The 15710-nt window shown below is 72.9% G+C and carries 13 protein-coding genes; 3 read left to right on the forward strand and 10 right to left on the reverse strand.

The window, feature by feature from the left end:
- Positions 1-4: 4 nt before the first annotated feature.
- Genes ACWCSU_RS09415 through ACWCSU_RS09425 form a run of 3 tightly spaced genes read right to left on the reverse strand, consistent with a single transcriptional unit; the run spans position 5 to position 2230 of the window.
- Positions 5-862 (reverse strand): ABC transporter permease, encoded by an 858-nt coding sequence (locus ACWCSU_RS09415; protein WP_357706734.1) that lies wholly within the window; start codon positions 860-862, stop codon positions 5-7.
- Positions 859-1815 carry an ABC transporter ATP-binding protein gene (locus ACWCSU_RS09420; RefSeq protein ID WP_357706733.1) on the reverse strand — a complete coding sequence of 319 codons (957 nt, stop codon included), beginning with the start codon at positions 1813-1815 and terminating at the stop codon, positions 859-861. Before ACWCSU_RS09420 ends, ACWCSU_RS09415 begins: the two co-directional genes overlap by 4 nt.
- A 40-nt stretch (positions 1816-1855) precedes the next feature.
- The gene (locus ACWCSU_RS09425; protein ID WP_357706732.1) at positions 1856-2230 is read right to left on the reverse strand and encodes a hypothetical protein; all 375 of its coding nucleotides are present in this window, start codon (positions 2228-2230) and stop codon (positions 1856-1858) included.
- Positions 2231-2535: 305 nt separating this feature from the next.
- Here ACWCSU_RS09425 and ACWCSU_RS09430 point away from each other — a divergent pair, with 305 nt between their 5' ends.
- The 3 genes from ACWCSU_RS09430 to ACWCSU_RS09440 are packed head-to-tail and all read left to right on the forward strand — an operon-like array spanning position 2536 to position 4834.
- Complete coding sequence (locus ACWCSU_RS09430) at positions 2536-3792, forward strand: cytochrome P450 (RefSeq protein ID WP_364096255.1); 1257 nt, start codon at positions 2536-2538, stop codon at positions 3790-3792.
- Complete coding sequence (locus ACWCSU_RS09435) at positions 3789-4652, forward strand: class I SAM-dependent methyltransferase (protein ID WP_449934668.1); 864 nt, start codon at positions 3789-3791, stop codon at positions 4650-4652. Before ACWCSU_RS09430 ends, ACWCSU_RS09435 begins: the two co-directional genes overlap by 4 nt.
- Positions 4649-4834 carry a hypothetical protein gene (locus ACWCSU_RS09440; RefSeq protein WP_189646391.1) on the forward strand — a complete coding sequence of 62 codons (186 nt, stop codon included), beginning with the start codon at positions 4649-4651 and terminating at the stop codon, positions 4832-4834. Before ACWCSU_RS09435 ends, ACWCSU_RS09440 begins: the two co-directional genes overlap by 4 nt.
- A gap of 22 nt (positions 4835-4856) precedes the next feature.
- Here the strand turns inward: ACWCSU_RS09440 and ACWCSU_RS09445 are convergent, their stop codons facing one another.
- From ACWCSU_RS09445 to ACWCSU_RS09475, 7 genes are all read right to left on the reverse strand, one after another.
- Positions 4857-5201, reverse strand: a complete 345-nt coding sequence (locus ACWCSU_RS09445) for a YciI family protein (RefSeq protein ID WP_357706729.1) — start codon at positions 5199-5201, stop codon at positions 4857-4859.
- A gap of 69 nt (positions 5202-5270) precedes the next feature.
- Positions 5271-5597: a YciI family protein gene (locus ACWCSU_RS09450; RefSeq protein WP_357706727.1), complete on the reverse strand. Its 327-nt coding sequence runs from the start codon at positions 5595-5597 to the stop codon at positions 5271-5273.
- 19 nt (positions 5598-5616) lie between these two features.
- Entirely contained in the window at positions 5617-8544 is a 2928-nt protein-coding gene (locus ACWCSU_RS09455; protein ID WP_449934669.1) for an NHLP bacteriocin export ABC transporter permease/ATPase subunit, read from the reverse strand.
- 4 nt (positions 8545-8548) lie between these two features.
- Positions 8549-10891 carry an NHLP family bacteriocin export ABC transporter peptidase/permease/ATPase subunit gene (locus ACWCSU_RS09460; RefSeq protein ID WP_449934670.1) on the reverse strand — a complete coding sequence of 781 codons (2343 nt, stop codon included), beginning with the start codon at positions 10889-10891 and terminating at the stop codon, positions 8549-8551.
- Positions 10892-10933: 42 nt separating this feature from the next.
- The gene (locus ACWCSU_RS09465; protein ID WP_449934671.1) at positions 10934-11746 is read right to left on the reverse strand and encodes an HlyD family efflux transporter periplasmic adaptor subunit; all 813 of its coding nucleotides are present in this window, start codon (positions 11744-11746) and stop codon (positions 10934-10936) included.
- A gap of 54 nt (positions 11747-11800) precedes the next feature.
- Complete coding sequence (locus ACWCSU_RS09470; RefSeq protein ID WP_449934672.1) at positions 11801-13171, reverse strand: SagB/ThcOx family dehydrogenase; 1371 nt, start codon at positions 13169-13171, stop codon at positions 11801-11803.
- Positions 13172-13210: 39 nt separating this feature from the next.
- Entirely contained in the window at positions 13211-15493 is a 2283-nt protein-coding gene (locus ACWCSU_RS09475; protein ID WP_449934673.1) for a TOMM precursor leader peptide-binding protein, read from the reverse strand.
- Positions 15494-15710: the final 217 nt, after the last annotated feature.

The raw sequence follows: 15710 nt of genomic DNA on the forward strand, positions 1-15710 counted from the left end.
CCGGCTAGCGGACGTTGGCGCCGCGCCAGCGGAAGGTCAGCAGGCTCAGCAGCAGCGCCGCCACGCACCAGGCGCCCAGCACCGCGGCCGTCCTGCCCAGCTCCCACGTGCCGGCGGGCTCCACCACCGCGAAGTCGGCCGGCAGGAACACCGAGCGCAGGCCCTGTGTCATCCACTTCAGCGGGAAGAACGCCGCCAGGCTCTGCATCCAGGCGGGCAGCTCGCTGTAGGGGAAGAACACCCCGGAGATGAACTGCAGCACCAGGAACGGCAGCGTGACGATCGCCGCGGCCGAGCGGGCGTTCGGGATGATCGCGCTGAAGGCCACCGCCAGCAGCGAGCAGGACGTCGCCCCGAGCAGCAGCACCCAGGCGAACGTGAGCCAGTGGGCGGCGTCCGGCGGCATCGGCAGGCGGAACAGCGCGACGCCGACGGCCAGCAGGATCGCCGCCTCCAGCAAGCCGGTCACCACCACCCGGACGATCTTGCCGACGAAGTACGCCGTCTTCGGCATCGGCGAGGAGGCCAGGCGGCGGATCATGCCGTTGTCCCGCTCGATCGCGATGTTGATCGCCAGGCCGTTGAAGCTGACGCTCATGATGCCGCAGGCGATGATCCCGGCCACGAACATCTGCTTGAAGTCGGTGTGCGTGCCGGGGACCGTGCCGGAGAAGATCGAGCCGAGCACCAGCAGCAGCACGATCGGCAGCAGCAGCGTGAAGAACAGCGACTGGCGGTTGCGGAAGAACGACTTCAGCTCCACCGACGAACGGGCCGCCGACGCCCGCCAGAGCCCCGACCCGCCGCCCCGCGCGCGCACGGGACGGCCCTGCTCGGCCACGATCGCGTTCGAGCTGGTCATGACTGGGCCCCCTGGTTCTCGCGGATCAGCTTGAGGTAGACGTCCTCCAGCGTCGGCCGGTGGACGCGCAGGTCGGGCAGCTCGTCGGCGCCCGCGCGCGCGGCCCAGGGCAGCAGCGCGGCCAGGGCCCGCGTGGGCGTGTGGGTGAGCAGCGTGAGCGTGCCGCCGGGCACGCCGGGCGCGCAGGACGGGTCGAGCGCGGTGCCCGGAGGCAGGTCCGGCAGTTCGGCCGCGCTCAGCTCGGGCGTGAGGGTGAAGCTCACCGCGGCGGGCGTGTCACGCCGGCCGCCCAGCTCGCTCACCGGCCCGGTCTCGACGATCCGGCCGGCCACGATCACCGCCGCGCGTTGCGCCAGCGCCTCCACCTCGTCGAGGTAGTGGGTGGTCAGCACGGTCGTCTTGCCCTGGTCGGCGAAGAAGCGGACCAGGTCCCACGCCTCCATCCGGGCCTCCGGGTCCAGCCCGGTGGTCGGCTCGTCCAGGAAGATCAGGTCGGGGTCGCCGACGACGCCGACGGCCACGTCCAGGCGGCGCAGCTGGCCGCCCGAGAGCGTCTGGGCCTGCTTGCGCTCCTTCGCGCCGAGGCCCACCATGTCGATGACCTGCGCCGCGGGCAGCGGCGCGGGGTAGAAGGCGGCGAAGTGCTCGACGACCTCGCGGACGGTCAGGTCCGCGTAGGCGCCCGTCGTCTGCGGCACGATGCCGAGCCGCGCCCGCCACTGCGGGGCGTCCTCGGCCGGGTCGCGGCCGAGGACACGCACGTCGCCGCCCGAACGCCGGCGCACGCCTTCGAGGATCTCGACCGTGGTCGTCTTGCCCGCGCCGTTGGGGCCGAGTAAGGCGAACACCTCTCCGGGACGAACATCCAGGTCCACACCCTGCAGGATGAGAGCGGGACCGTACTGCTTGCGCAGCCCCCGTACGTGGATGGGGTTCGCCTGGTCGTCGGACATGATCTCCTCTTCCTCCTCTTGGCGTGCGTGGCTCCCGGCGTCAGGTGCAGCAGCAGCAGGGGCAGCAGCAGCAGTTGACGTCGACGCCGGCCGCGATCGAGTCGAGGTCGCCCTCGCTCAGCTCGGCCATGTCGATCTGCGGCGTCTCGGGGATGTGGAACTCGAACGTCCCCGTCTCCAGACCGCGCTCCCACAGCGAGACCTGCACGTCGAGGTTCGTGTCGTGGTGGCCGTCGGGCACGTTGCGCACGAGGGTGATCTGGGCGCCCGCGGGAACCTCGAGGCCGGCCTCGGCCAGCGCCTCGCGCGGGTTGCTGTCCAGCTTCGCCGAGAATTCCTCGCTCGACCACGCGGTGATCAGGACTCGGGTGTAGGCGTTGACGAATTCGGTCCGCTCTCTGGGGTTCAGGGCCATTGCGTCCTCCTGGAGCTTTTCCCCTTCGGCGCGGTGCGCCGTCTCGGAACGGAGTCTTACACAGCCGAATTCGAGGTGCCTAGACTTAATTTCCGGGGCTCCGGATTAAGTATTGAGAGCCCTCTGCTTAAAAGGTACTCTGCAAATACGCCGACCGGAACAATACGAAGCGATATACGTATTCGGTGGCCGGAAATGCGTATCGGAATATTCGTTTGCGTAAGCCATCGGGAGAACCCATGTCCGGGACGTACGTATCCCCCCGGGTGCCGCCGGGACCGGCCGGAACCCAGAGCCTGAGGGCCATGCGCGACGCGCCGCTGGAGTTCGTCACCGCCATGGCGGCCCTCGGCGACGTCACCCGCCACGACGCGGACGGCGAGCCGGTCTACATGCTCAACCGCCCCGACCTGGCCAGGCACGTGCTGAAGGAGAACGGCGCCGCCTACACCAAGGAACGCACGCCGGACGACGACATGCTCCGCCCCCTGCTCGGCAACGGCCTGCTGACCAGCGACGGCGCCGAGTGGGCGGCCCAGCGCAGGATGTGCGCGCCCGCGTTCAGGCCCGCCGAGGTGGGCCGGTTCGACCAGGTCATCGTCGAGGCCGCCGAGCACCTGGTGACGCACTGGGCCGGCGACCGGCCCGTACGCGTCGACCACGACCTGACCTCGCTCACCCTCGGCGTGATCGTCAAGGCCATGCTGGGCACCGACATCGGCGTCGCCGGCGAGGGCTTCGGCCGCGCCGTGGACGCCGTCAACCGCTTCATCGGCCACTACGTACCCAGCGACGACCCCGACCCGGCCGACACCGCCGCGCGGCACGCCGGCTTCCTGCGGGCGCGGGCCTTCCTGGACCGGGTCACCAGGCTCATCATCGCCGCCCGCCGGGCCGGCGGCGCGGGCGACGACCTGCTCGGCGCGATGCTGGCCGAAGGGCACGCGATGTCCGACGCCGACCTGCGCGACCAGGTGCTGACCATCGTCATGGCCGGGCACGAGACCACCGCCAAGTCGCTGACCTGGACGCTCTACCTGCTCGACCGGCACCCGGAGGCGGCCGAGGCCGTGCACGCCGAAATCGACGAGGTGCTGGCCGGCCGGTCGCCCACCGCCGCCGACCTGCCCAGGCTGCGCCGCTGCCGGCAGGCCGTCCAGGAGGCCATGCGGCTCTACCCGCCGGTCTGGCTGATCTCCCGCCGCGGCACGGCCGACGACGTGCTGGACGGCTACGACGTACCGGCCGGGTCGCTGGTGTGCGTCAGCCCGTGGGTGCTGCACCGCGACCCGAGGTACTGGGAGGAGCCGGATGCGTACCGGCCGGAGAGGTTCGACCCCGACCGGGCCGCCCGGCTGCTCAGCCACCAGTACCTGCCCTTCGGCGGCGGCCCGCGCATCTGCGTCGGACGGCACTTCGCGCTGGCGGAGGCCACGCTCGTGCTCGCGGTGATCCTGCGCGGGCTGCGCATGGAACTGGTGGAGGGCTTCCCCGTCGAGCCCGAGGCGCTGGTCACGCTGCGGCCCAGGCACGGTCTGATGATGACCCCGAGGCCCCGATGAGCGCGGCGCCGGCGGCCCCACGTGGTGGTGGCGGCTCCTACGACGCCGCCACCACCACGTGGGGCGGCGTGACCGGCGAGCTGGCCCGGCTGGAGGCCCAGGCGGCGCTCTCCTTCGAGGAGGAGCTGCGCATCATGCGCGACCTCGGGCTGACCCGCGAGGGCCCGCTGCTGGAGCTGGGCGCCGGCTCGGGCGCGGTCACCCGCCGGCTGCGCGCCGCCGAGCCGGGGCTGCCCGTCATCGCGCTCGACGTGGACGCCTCCCTGCTGCGCAACGCGGGCGGCTGCGGCGCCCCGCTGGTCACCGCCGACGGCGCCCGGCTGCCGTTGCGTACCGGCAGCGTGGGCGGCGTACTGCTGCGGTACGTACTGCAGCACGTGGGCGATCCGGCGCCGATGCTGGCCGAGGCGCTGCGCGTGCTGCGTCCCGGCGGCCGGATCGTGGTCGTCGAGGTGGACAGCATGTTGTGGGGGCTGGCCGACCCGATGTACCCCGAGCTGGCCTCCGTCCACGCCACGATGGCCCAGGCCCAGCGCGGCGCCGGAGGGGACCGGCAGATCGGCAGGAAGCTCACCCGGCTGCTGCGCGGCGGCGGGTTCGCCGACGTGGTGCTGCGCCCGTTCGCCACCACCAACGACACCCATCCCACCGCGGCCTTCGCCCCGCACCTGGGGCCCGAACGCCTGGCGCCGCTCGTCGCCTCGGGCGCGCTGCCGATGGCGGGGCTCGCCCTGGCCGCCGACCGCTGGCGGCGTTTCCTGGCCGACCCGGACGCCTGGGTCATGCTGCTCGGCTTCGTCGTCGCCGGGACCGCACCGTACGGACCGGCTCAGCACTCATCGGAAGGAAGCACGTCATGAGTCCGTTCTGGAAGATCTTCATCGCGATCTTCAGCTACATCAGCGCGATCGTCGGCCTCGGGCTGGCCGTCGTGAACGCCAGCGAGAAGCCACCCGCGACCTCGCTGGCCATCGTGTACGGCGCCGCCGGCCTGCTGTTCCTGGCCGTGGGCGTGCTGCTCAGCCGCAGAGCCCGCTACTGAGGGCGCTCCCGGGGCCCGGCCGTCAGGAGGCCGGGTCGCAGGGGCGCACCTCGACGATGTCACCGGGCGCGTAGGGCATCTTGCGCGCCCACGACTCGGCCTCCTCGGCCGACTGGACCTCGATGACCCAGATGCCGCCGATCTGCTCCCGCCCGACCGCGTACGGGCCGTCGACGGCGGGCCCGTCGGGTCTGACCAGTTTGCCCTCCCCGGACCTGGTCAGCCCCGCGCCGTACTTGACCTTGACCCCCGCCATCGCCATCGCCCGGCCGAACTGGCGGTGGGCCTCGGCCATCCGCTCCCGCTCGCTCTCGCTGAAGGCGTCCCAGAGCATCTCGTCGCCGTGGATCAGCAGCACGAAGTCCATGAGTCGTCTACCTCCCTGTGGGTTCTGCCCCAAAGGCGTGGTGGGGCGCGGGCAGAGCCCCGGTTGGCACTATCGTGACATCCTTCCACGGTCGCAGCGCCGTAACTCGACCCGGTCGCCCGGCCCGGACGGCAGGCGCCCGGCCCACTCCAGGGCCGCCTCCTCCGACGGCAGGTCGAGGATCCACATGCCGCCCAGCTCCGGACGGCCGTCCTCGCGCGGCTCCCCCTCGGCCGCGTCCGGGCGGGCCAGCCGGGCGCCGAACACCACCGTGACGCCCGCCTCCCGCAGCTCCCGCCCGAAGGCGAGGTAGGCGGAGAACAGCGCGGAGCGGTCCTGCTCCGACAGCTCCGCCCAGGCCCGTTCCGGCCCGTGGATCAGCAGCGCGAACTCCATGACGGCTCCTTCCGTGCGCTCACATCTGCCGCCGCGCCAGCCGCGCGAACAGCCCCTGCTCCTCGGTGAGCAACTCGTCGTAGGTGCCCTGCTGGACGATGCGGCCGCCGTCGAGCACCAGGATCTTGTCGGCGTCCCGGACGGTGGACAGCCGGTGGGCGATGACCACCCGGGTGGCGTTGAGCCGGCGGGTGCTCTCGGCGATGACGTTCTGGGCGGGGTTGTCCAGGGCGCTGGTCGCCTCGTCGAAGAAGACGATGCGGGGCCGCGAGACCAGCGCCCTGGCGATCATGATGCGCTGCCGCTGGCCGCCGGAGAGCGTGTTCGTGCCCTCCGACAGGACGGTGTTCATGCCCATCGGCATGGCCGTGATGTCGTCGGAGATGCCGGCCATCGCCGCCGCCTCCCAGGCGTCGTCGACGGTGTGGTTCGTGCTGCCGACGATGTTCTGCCGGATGTCGCCGGCCAGCAGGGCGCCGTTCTGCAGTACCACGCCGCACTGCCGGCGCACCGCGCCGAGGTCCAGCTCGCCCAGGTCCTGGCCGTCGTACAGGACCGAGCCGACGTCGGGCTGCTCGAAGCCGAGCAGCAGGCGCAGGATCGTGGACTTGCCGCTGCCGGTCGGGCCCACGATCGCGACGAACTCGCCGGGCTCGATCGACAGGTCGATGTCGGTGAGCACCGCGGGGCCGTCCCCGCCGTAGCGGAAGGAGACCCGGGACAGGCTGACGCGGCCCGACAGGTCGCCCGGGTCGGCCTTGCCCGCGTGGTCCTCCGGCTCGGCCTCCAGCACCGGGGCCAGCTTCTCCAGCATCGGCACCACGCCCATGGCGGTGATGGCCGCGCCGGTGAACTGCAGCACCGAGGCGATGAGCAGGTTGAACGCGGCGAAGAAGGCCAGGAACGCGCTGATCGGCAACTGCCCGCGCAGCGGCCCGGCCGCCACGGCGAAGATCACCACCGAGCAGACCAGCGGGAACCCGGCGTTGAAGGTGGTGACCACGTTCTGCAGCCGCCGGGCGGCGGCCGAGGTGGTCCTGGTCGCCATGAAGTCGCGCGTCCACACGCCGAACGCCTGGTCCTCCGCGGCCGCCACGCGCAGCTTGGGCACCGCCGACAGGAGCTGGAACACCCGCGACGACAGCCGCTGCTCCTGCTCGTACAGGCGGCGTTGCAGGCGTACCTCGAAGAAGCCGGCGACCGCGCACACCAGCACGCCGGCCAGCACCAGCAGGGTCGCCAGCAGCGCCAGGCCGACGTCGTAGACGTACACCAGCGCCAGGTTGGCCAGCCCGCCGAACAGCCCGAGCGTCGCGGTCGCCATCACGCCCGACAACGTCTCCTGCGCCGCGCTCACGCCCAGCACGGTCGTGCCCAGCTCGCCGGTGGAGTAGCGGCCGAAGAACGTGACGGGCAGCGACAGCAGCCGCGTCCACGCGCCCGCCTGCACCCGGGCCGACGAGCGGCCCTCGATGCGCAGGGCCGCGACGTTCTGCACGATCGACAGCGCCCCCGCCACCAGCGCGCCGCCGATCACCAGCGCCGCGCCCTGCACGATGAGGTCGCGCTCGGCCCGCTGCACGAACGTCCCCAGCACCAGCCCGGTCATCGCGGGCACCAGCAGGCCGATGACCGCCACCAGCGTGCCCAGGGAGGCCAGCACCCAGAGGTCGCGGCCGTTGCGGGCCAGGCCGAAGCGCAGCAGCCCGGCCACGGTCCGCACCTCGCGCGGCAGCGGCTGGTACAGCACCTCGGCCTTGCCGGTCAGCGTGGCGGCCACCGCCTTGGTGACGGGCGTGACCCGGCTGTGGCCGGGCTGGGCGACCACGTACCGCGAGCCGATCGGCAGCAGGGCCACCGGCGTCCCGTCGTCGGCCCGGTAGCCCACCATGGGCCCGATGTCGTGTTTCCACCAGCCGTCGTCCAGCCGGACCGACCGGGTGCGCACCCCGGAGGCCAGCGCGACGGCCTGGAGCGGGTCGGCCCCGCGGGCCTGGCCCGGCGGCGGCGCGGTCACGGTGAACCCGCCGTGCGAGGCCACCAGCCTGGCCGCGGCCAGCGCCGGCGGGTCGGCGGTGACGTCGGCCACGCGCACCTTGGCCTCGGTGTCGCTGACCAGCGTGTCGAAGCCGCGGCGGGCCGCCCGCGTCGTGCCGGCCTCGCGCTCCCTGCGCCGCCGCAGCGCCTCCAGCTCCTGCGCCCGCCGCCGCTCGACCCGGCGGTCCACCGTGTAGAGGAAGCGGATGGCGTGCTCGACCCAGCGGGCCCAGATCGTCTCGTCGGCCAGCAACTGCCACGTCGAACGGGCGCGCAGCCGGGCGGGGGCGTCGGCGACCATCCAGTCCCGCTCGGTCACGGCCAGCTCGGCGCCCGCGGTTAGCACGCCGGCCACGCCGTCGGGCATCTCGACCGCGCCCTCCTCGACGGTCATCCACCGCACGCCGTCCACCGACCGGGCGGCGCGGCCGGCCGGCAGCTCGGTCACCGCGTCGGGCAGCAGCGGGACGAACTCGCGCGGCGGCAACGCGTCGCGCAGCGCGGTGGCCAGCGCGATCATCCCGCCCTCCAGCCCGCGGACGAACTGCCGCACGGCCAGCCCGTACTCGGCGGTGGACATCGTGGCCGACCGGTTGGTGCCCGACAGCTCGCCCAGCCTGGCCAGCGGCAGGCGCGAGACCCGCGTGCCGAGCACCGGACGGCCCACGATGCCATGCCTGGGCCCCTTGGGCGAGCCCGGCAGCAACGTGCCCTGCCGGACCCGGCACAGGTAGTGCCACCGGCCGACCGGACGGCCGCCCTCCAGGCGCACCGCGAACAGGTCGACCGCGCCCTCCTCCACCAGCAGCACCTCGCGCACGCCCGACAGCACGAACAGGTTCTCCGCCGAGTAGTCCACCGGCGTGGCGGCGTCGGTGAAGAACGGGGAGAAACCAGCCACTTTCAGCACTGCGTCATCCTCCGTCGCCGTTCTTGCGTGAGCTCCTGAGCAGCGCGGCGTAGTGACCGTCGAGCGCCAGCAACTCGGCGTGCCTGCCGCGCTCGACCACCTCGCCGCGGTCGAGCACGATGATCTCGTCCGCGTCGCGCACCGTGGACAGCCGGTGCGCGATGATCAGGCAGCCGCAGCCGCGCCTGCGCAGGTTGTCGGCGATGATCCGTTCCGTCTCCGGGTCCAGGGCGCTGGTCGCCTCGTCCAGGATCAGCAGCGTCGGCTGGATCGACAGGGCCCGCGCCAGCTCCAGGCGCTGCCGCTGGCCGCCGCTGAGGTTCCTGCCGCCCTCCAGCACCCGGCTGTTGAGGCCGCCGGGCCGGGCCGCGATCAGGTCGAACAGCGCCGCGTCCCGCAGCGCCGAGACCGCCACCTCGTCGGGCACGTCGTCGCTCCACAACGTCAGGTTGTCGCGCACGGTGCCCTCGAACAGGGTGATGTCCTGGTCCACGTACGCGACCGAGGCGGCCACGACGGCCCGCGGCAGGTCGTCCCGCGGCCGGCCGTCCAGCAGCACCCGGCCGGAGGTCGGCGCGTACAGGCCGGCGGCCAGCTTGCCCGCGGTCGACTTGCCGCTGCCGGAGTTGCCGACGATCGCCACCCGGCGGCCCGGCACCACGGTGAACGACAGGTTCCTGACGACGGGCGTGGCGAGCGCGTTGTAGCCGAAGGTCACGTCGGCGAACTCCAGCCGCCCGTCCAGGCGCCCGCTCGGTCCGGCCTCCTCCTCGGCTCGCGCGGACCGCTCGAACGTCCGGGCCATCGGGTACTTCTCGACGTCGTACAGGCGGCAGATGTCGGCCGAGATGTCCTGCAACTGGCCGCCCAGGTTGGTGAGCTGGGTGACCGGCCTGGACAGCGCGTTCAGCAACGTCTGGAAGGCCACCAGCATGCCGACGCTGATCGCCCCGTCCACCACCCGCAGCCCGCCGATCAGCAGGATCAGGCCGCTGTTGACCGCGGCCAGCAGCGGCGGCACGACGGTCAGCGTCGCCGTGGCCACGCCCAGCCGCTGCTTGGCGGTGACCGCCTTGGCCAGGAACCCGGCCCAGCGCTGGAACGCCGTCGGCTCGGCCCCCGTCGCCTTGACGGTCTCCACGAGTTGCAGCGTGTTGAACGTGGTGGAGGTCAGGTTGCCCAGGTCGGCCCGCAGCGCCGCCACCGCGTCCGTACGCGCCCGCGACACCTGGCGCAGCACCAGGATGTTCAGCAGCGCCATCGACACCCCGACGAGCCCGAGCAGCAGGTCGTAGCGGATGAGCACGGCCGCGTAGAACAGCACCAGGACCAGGTTCACCAGCGTGACGGCCAGGTCGCGGGACAGGATCTCGGCCACGCCGTCGTTGGCCTGCACCCGCTTGGCCACCTCGGCCGGACGCCGCTGGAGGAAGAACTCCACCGGCAGCCGCAGCAGATGGCGGAAGAAGCGGGCCGAGCTGACCAGGCTGAGCCGGATCTCCAGCCGCAGCAGGTAGTGCCGCTGCACCGAGGTCAGCACGAACACCACGACCGCGGTGACCCCCATCGCGAACAGCAGCGGCACCAGGTAGCCGGGGTCGCGCCCGGTCAGGATCCGGTCGATGAACACCCGGCTGAACGCGGGCCCGATGATGCCCGGCACCACCAGCAGCAGGCTGGCCAGCAGCACCAGCGGCAGGGCGCGGCCCGACGGCATCCGCCGCGCCAGCAGGGCCTGCCCGACGCGGGTGGGCCGCCCGCCGGGCCGGAAGTCCGGTCCCCGCTCGAACGTCAGCACCACGCCGGTGAAGCCGGAGTCGAAGTCGTCCCAGTCGATCATCCGGGGACCGCCCGCCGGGTCGTTGACCGCGACGGCCTTCCTGCCGAACCGGCTGCGCACCCCCTCCAGGACCATGAAGTGCTGGAACGCCCAGAACACGATGGCCGGCCCGGTCAGCGAGCGCAGGTCGTCGGCCTCCATCTGGAAGCCCCTGGCGATCAGCCCGTAGCGGCGGGCCGCGGCCACCACGCTGGAGGCCTTCGCGCCGTCGCGGGAGACTCCGCAGGCCGAACGCAGCTCCTCCAGCGGCACGAACTTGCCGTGGTAGCCCAGGATCATCGCCAGCGAGGCCGCCCCGCACTCCACGGCCTCCATCTGGATCACCGTCGGCGTGCGCCGCCGCCATCTCCACCGCCGCCGCCGCGCCGGGGCCGCCGGGGTCGCCGGGGGAGCGGGCGCGGCGCCCTTCCCGGTGTCCTTCGCGGGTGCCTGGTCCACATGCCCCTGGTCGGGGACGCCGGTGGTGGTCACACGTCCCTCCCGGGGGCGCTGGTCGTGGTCACGCATCCCTCCTTCGGCGTGGGAGCGGGGGCGGTCACGCGGCTCACCTCAGCGCCCGAGCAGCAGGTCGAACAGCGTCTGGCTGCCCAGCCCGATCGCGCCGCTGACGGAGACCTGCGACTGCAGGCCCACCGGCGGCCCCTTCACGGTCGACCAGGCGTAGCCGGACGGCGTGGCGGGATCGCGCACCAGGTCCACGATCACCAGCCTGGACGGCGTGTTCCGCAGGTAGCCGCGCGCCGGGTCCTCGCCGCCCACCAGGTCGGCGGCCTGCTCGGTCATCACGGGGTAGTCGCTGACCGACTCGACCCGGCCGCGCAGCAGCCCGTACGCGCCGGGCGGCGCCGAGGAGACCGACAGATCGACCGGCTTGCCCGGCACCACGCCCATCGCCCGGTCGACCGGCACGAACAACATCGCCACCAGCCGGTCGCGCGGCGCGTCCGTACGCTCGATGAGCAGCAGTTCCTCGCCCTCCCTGACCACGTGGCCGGGCACGGCGGAACCGGCGACCACCCGCCCGCTGAACGGGCTGCGCACCACCTGCTCCGCCCCGTCGTCGGCGGCGATGACCGCCACCGCCTGGCCCTCGCGCACCGCTTCGGCCGGCTGGACGAGCATCGAGCGCACCGTCCCCCCGTACGGGCTCTGCAGCCGAGCCGTGCCGCCCGGATGGGTCAGCAGCCCCACGGCGGGCACCGTGACCGGCAGCCGCCCGGCGAAGAACCACACTCCCGCGGCCACCACGATGATCAGCACCACGAACGTGGCGATCCACCCGCGCGGCGAGGCCAGCAGCGTCGGCGAGTCGAGCTCGTCGGGCTCCCGCATCCGCTGCAACGCCTTGAACCGGAACTTCATCGCGCCGTCCCCCGAACGCGGCCCTCGGCCCGCCGTCGTGCCGTCATGTGCCCATCACCGCCGGCTGCCGACGATCAGCTCGCCGACGCTGCCCTCGGTCAGGTAGTCGAGGCCGCTGGCGAGCGCGAAGTCGGCGGCGTCCCCGCCGCCCAGCGCGCACACGGCCAGGTCCATGGCCGTGCCGGCCAGGTAGAGCGTCTGGTACAGCACGCCCACGTGCTTGAGGACCAGCGAGTAGCCGATCGTCTCGTACTTCCACATCACCCGGCCGAAGCGCGCGGTGACGGTCAGCACCACCTGGGGGTCGGCGGTGAGCTGGGCCGCCGACTTGGCCCGCTCGACCAGCGCCCGCACGGCGGGCGTGGGCGGCGAGACCAGCTCCAGGGCGTGGCCGGCGGTGTCGTAGTGCCACAGTCCCGGTTCGGCCCCCTGGCAGGACACGATCAGCGGATAGATCTCCAGCTCGTGGACCGAGCCGCCGGAGGGGTAGGGCCGGTCGGTCAGCTCCTGCCCGTCGGGCGAGGTGAACGTCGCCCGCCGCCGCATCGACCGGTAGAGCAGCTCGCCGAGCTGGGCCAGCGTGATGGGCGCGTCCGGGTCGTGCTCGCGCAGGGAGCGGCGGCGTTCCAGCGTGTCGGTCAGGCTCGGGTCGGTCTTGGCCAGCAGCTCCAGGTCGGGCCGGGGCAGCTCGATCCGCTCGCCGGTGAACGGCGGCGGATCGGCGGGCACCGGGTCGAAGCGGGAGGTGAAGGCGTACGTGCCGCCGTAGCGGCCGGTGTAGCGGGGGCCGCGGCTGTGGGCGTGCAGCCACAGGTCGCGCGGGTGCCACTGGGCCGTCGCCAGGTCGTCGTCCTCGGGGCCGGTGGCGAGCACGCCCGCCGCCGCGAGGAACCGCAGCGCCGGCCCCCACTCCTGGTCCCGCGCCCGGCCGCCGTCCGCCAGGTTCGCCGGGGTGGTCCAGGACGCCAGCGCGCCGAGCAGCCCGCAGGCGGCCGGCGACAGCTCCACCACCGCCGGGCTGCGCGGCGAGCGCACGGTCAGCACACCGTCCCCGGCGGTCACGACGGCGAAGCGCGACAGCCTGATCGGCGTGTCCGCCGGCGGCGTGGGGGCGGGCTCCACGCCGCCGGCGCCGACCGGGCGCAGCCGGGCCCCGGCCGCGGTGAACTCCAGCAGGCCGGCCCTGGCCAGGCGGCGGACCAGCAGGTTCCAGCGCAGCAGTCCGGCCTCGCCCACGGTCGCCGCCAGGGCGGTCTCGCCCGCGTCGCCGCCGGCCAGGATCCGCAGGGCGGCCGCGGTCCCGGCGTCGAGCCCGCGCAGGCCGAGCGAGCCGGCGGGCGTGGAGATGCGCGCCTCGCCGTCCGCCTGGCCGTCCGCCTCGGTCAGCTCCGCGTCCCGCCGCAGCCGCAGCTTGGTCTCGTCCATGGCCCGCTCCTCTCCGTCACCCAGGGGCCCGCGAACCGGTCAGAAGAAAACGCTGGTCGGGTTGAGCTCGTCCTCGGCCACGGGCTCGGTGACCCAGCCGAGCGAGACCGGCACGTCGTACAGCCGGCCGGGGCCGAGCCGCCGCCAGAAGTGCCGCATGCCGGGCGCGATCACCCGGACCACGCTGAGCTCCAGGTCGGGACGGCTCTGGTCGAGCGCGATGACCTCGATCCCGGCCGCGGCGGCCCTGGCCACGCACGTCTGCACGTCACCGGCCAGGTCGCCGCCGTCCGAGCGGGCGTAGTCGGACAGGGTGCGGGCGCGTACGGCGGGGTCGGGCACCAGCCACGGCTGCTCGGCCAGCCTGGTCTCCTTCCACCAGGCCAGCGTGGCGACGTCGTCGTCCAGGTAGAGCGTCTCGCCGTGCTCGTCGCGCCGCTCCACCGAGGGCAGGAACTGGTTGACCTCGGTGAGCGTCCTGATGGCGGCGATCCGCGGGTCGAGGTGCGCGCCGAACCCGACGATGACGTCCTCCACCGGGTGCCCGGTGCGGTGCGAGACCCCCACGAACGCCGGGATGCCGAGGTCGGTCGTGAGGTCGAGCAGCCACAGGTCGCGGTCCATGCCGCGGTAGAACTCGCGCACGGTGTCGACGTACGGGTCGCGCAGCGAGTCCAGGTCGAAGGCCGGCCGCCGGGCCCGGTTGTACCACCACAGGGCCACCGCATCCCGTTCGACCAGCTCGCAGAAGCCCTGCAGGACGGCCTCCTCGATCGAGTTGCCCGAGGCGTTGCCGTTGGAGTCGCCCACGCAGTAGAAGTGGCGTTCCAGGTCGGGATGGCCGTACCAGGCGTAACCCGAGGGCACCAGCCGTTCCCGCTCCTCGGTCAGCGACCAGGCGGGCGACCAGTCGACCGGCAGGTCCGTACGGAACCGCTCGGGCACCAGGTGCAGCCGGTGCGCGGGGTCCTTGTTCCACTCCTCGCGGCCGGCGTACTGGGCGTCGGAGAAGTGCAGCAGCGACTCAGGATGGACGGCCACCGCCGGGTCGAGGTCGGCGTAGGCGGCCTCGGTGACCGGCTCGTCGCCGCGCCACACGCCCGAGTAGCGTTCGATGGCCTCGCACAGCGCGCTCACCCTGGCCTGCACCTCGGTACGGCCCTTGCCGCCGCTCTGCCCGCGCAGGTTGCGCCGCAGCAGGTCCATGTTGTCGCCGATCATGGCGAAGTTGTGGCCCGCGGTGAAGCTGTAGGTGACGCCGTTGTCCTCGTCGGCGAAGGTGTGCAGCCGGGTGACCGCCCCGATCAGGGGGCTGATGTGCTTCTCCAGCCTGGCGTACGTACGCGCGGGCGGCTCGATGCGGTATCCGCCGTCGGTGACGTGCCGGGCGCTGCGCGCCGACAGCGCGACCTTGGGGCTGCGCTCGCTGATCAGCGTGGGATCGCCGCAGGCCGGGCACTGCGGCAGCCGGACCAGGGTGTGCTCCATGACCCCGAGGGTGCGCAGGTCGACGGTGGTCATGCGGCCCTCCAGCCGCGAGGAGGCCGCCCCCGCGGCGATCCGCGCCAGCTCCACGGCCAGCAGCCCGCCCGCCACGGCCGGACCGGCGGGCGCCGACTCCCGCGCCGGGTGGTACGGCACGCCGCCGCCGCGCTTGCCCGCCAGGTACCGCTCGACCTGCCGGTTCCCGGCCAGCCGCTGTGCCAGGCAGGCCCAGCAGCCGGTGCGTCCAGGCTGGAGCACCGGGCCGACCCAGAGCGTGATCCCGCCCGGTTTCACCAGCGCCCACGGGTGCCCGGCGGCCAGATAGGCGGCGTTGAGCCGGTCGAGCGCCGGATCGAGGTAGTCGCCGGCCACCACGACCGCCATCGTCCCCTCGGGCCCGGCGGCCTCCTCCGCCACGCTCCTCGTACGTATACGCAACCCGTGCTCGGCCAGCACCGGGACCACCGCGGCGGCGTCGGCCCCCTCGCAGGCCACGACGGTGAATTCGGCGCGGGAGAGCGCGTCGTGCGCGTGCACCGGGTCAATTCCCTGCGCGTCCCAGAATGCCAGCGTGCTGTCCGGCCAATCGGGGCGGCCATTGGCGAGATGGCCGAATGCGGCGAATTTACGAATGGCGATGAGTGTCTGCGGGAGCGGCAGTTCGTCGATCAGCGCGCTCGCGATCTCGGCTACGGTACGCCGTCCGTCCAGGTAGGGAAGGAGTTTCCCGGCCCCCGCCGACTGGACGAGGTAGTGCTGACCCTCGGCCAGGAGAAACACCTTCGACCCGTCGATCACCTGCGGTGTGAAGTGCGCCTTGAGACGTGGGCGGTCCATGACCCTCCCCGTATCGGGTCCATATTGGTTGATCGCAGAGTCGCACCGGGCCGGATCCGGTGTAAAGACGTAATTCCGGCGTACGCATTTCACCGGTACGGTGGGCGAAAATACGTATTGGTCCGGCGGGAATGCGCATGCGCCCCGGTGTGGGCGCGCTGTTGAACCGGGTGCCAATAGTCCGGATTAGTCGGATTTGCGTGCCCAGGTATTGACA

The sequence above is a fragment of the Nonomuraea sp. NPDC001699 genome (genome assembly GCF_053596455.1).

What these genes read in the sequence shown, in the direction of transcription:
- ACWCSU_RS09415 (WP_357706734.1), bottom strand. Translation starts at nt 862, where the DNA reads ATGACCAGCTCGAACGCGATCGTGGCCGAGCAGGGCCGTCCCGTGCGC.
- ACWCSU_RS09450 (WP_357706727.1), bottom strand. Translation starts at nt 5,597, where the DNA reads ATGGAGTTCGCGCTGCTGATCCACGGGCCGGAACGGGCCTGGGCGGAG.
- ACWCSU_RS09425 (WP_357706732.1), bottom strand. Translation starts at nt 2,230, where the DNA reads ATGGCCCTGAACCCCAGAGAGCGGACCGAATTCGTCAACGCCTACACC.
- ACWCSU_RS09435 (WP_449934668.1), top strand. Translation starts at nt 3,789, where the DNA reads ATGAGCGCGGCGCCGGCGGCCCCACGTGGTGGTGGCGGCTCCTACGAC.
- ACWCSU_RS09470 (WP_449934672.1), bottom strand. Translation starts at nt 13,171, where the DNA reads ATGGACGAGACCAAGCTGCGGCTGCGGCGGGACGCGGAGCTGACCGAG.
- ACWCSU_RS09440 (WP_189646391.1), top strand. Translation starts at nt 4,649, where the DNA reads ATGAGTCCGTTCTGGAAGATCTTCATCGCGATCTTCAGCTACATCAGC.
- ACWCSU_RS09430 (WP_364096255.1), top strand. Translation starts at nt 2,536, where the DNA reads ATGCGCGACGCGCCGCTGGAGTTCGTCACCGCCATGGCGGCCCTCGGC.
- ACWCSU_RS09475 (WP_449934673.1), bottom strand. Translation starts at nt 15,493, where the DNA reads ATGGACCGCCCACGTCTCAAGGCGCACTTCACACCGCAGGTGATCGAC.
- ACWCSU_RS09420 (WP_357706733.1), bottom strand. Translation starts at nt 1,815, where the DNA reads ATGTCCGACGACCAGGCGAACCCCATCCACGTACGGGGGCTGCGCAAG.
- ACWCSU_RS09460 (WP_449934670.1), bottom strand. Translation starts at nt 10,891, where the DNA reads ATGCGTGACCACGACCAGCGCCCCCGGGAGGGACGTGTGACCACCACC.
- ACWCSU_RS09465 (WP_449934671.1), bottom strand. Translation starts at nt 11,746, where the DNA reads ATGAAGTTCCGGTTCAAGGCGTTGCAGCGGATGCGGGAGCCCGACGAG.
- ACWCSU_RS09445 (WP_357706729.1), bottom strand. Translation starts at nt 5,201, where the DNA reads ATGGACTTCGTGCTGCTGATCCACGGCGACGAGATGCTCTGGGACGCC.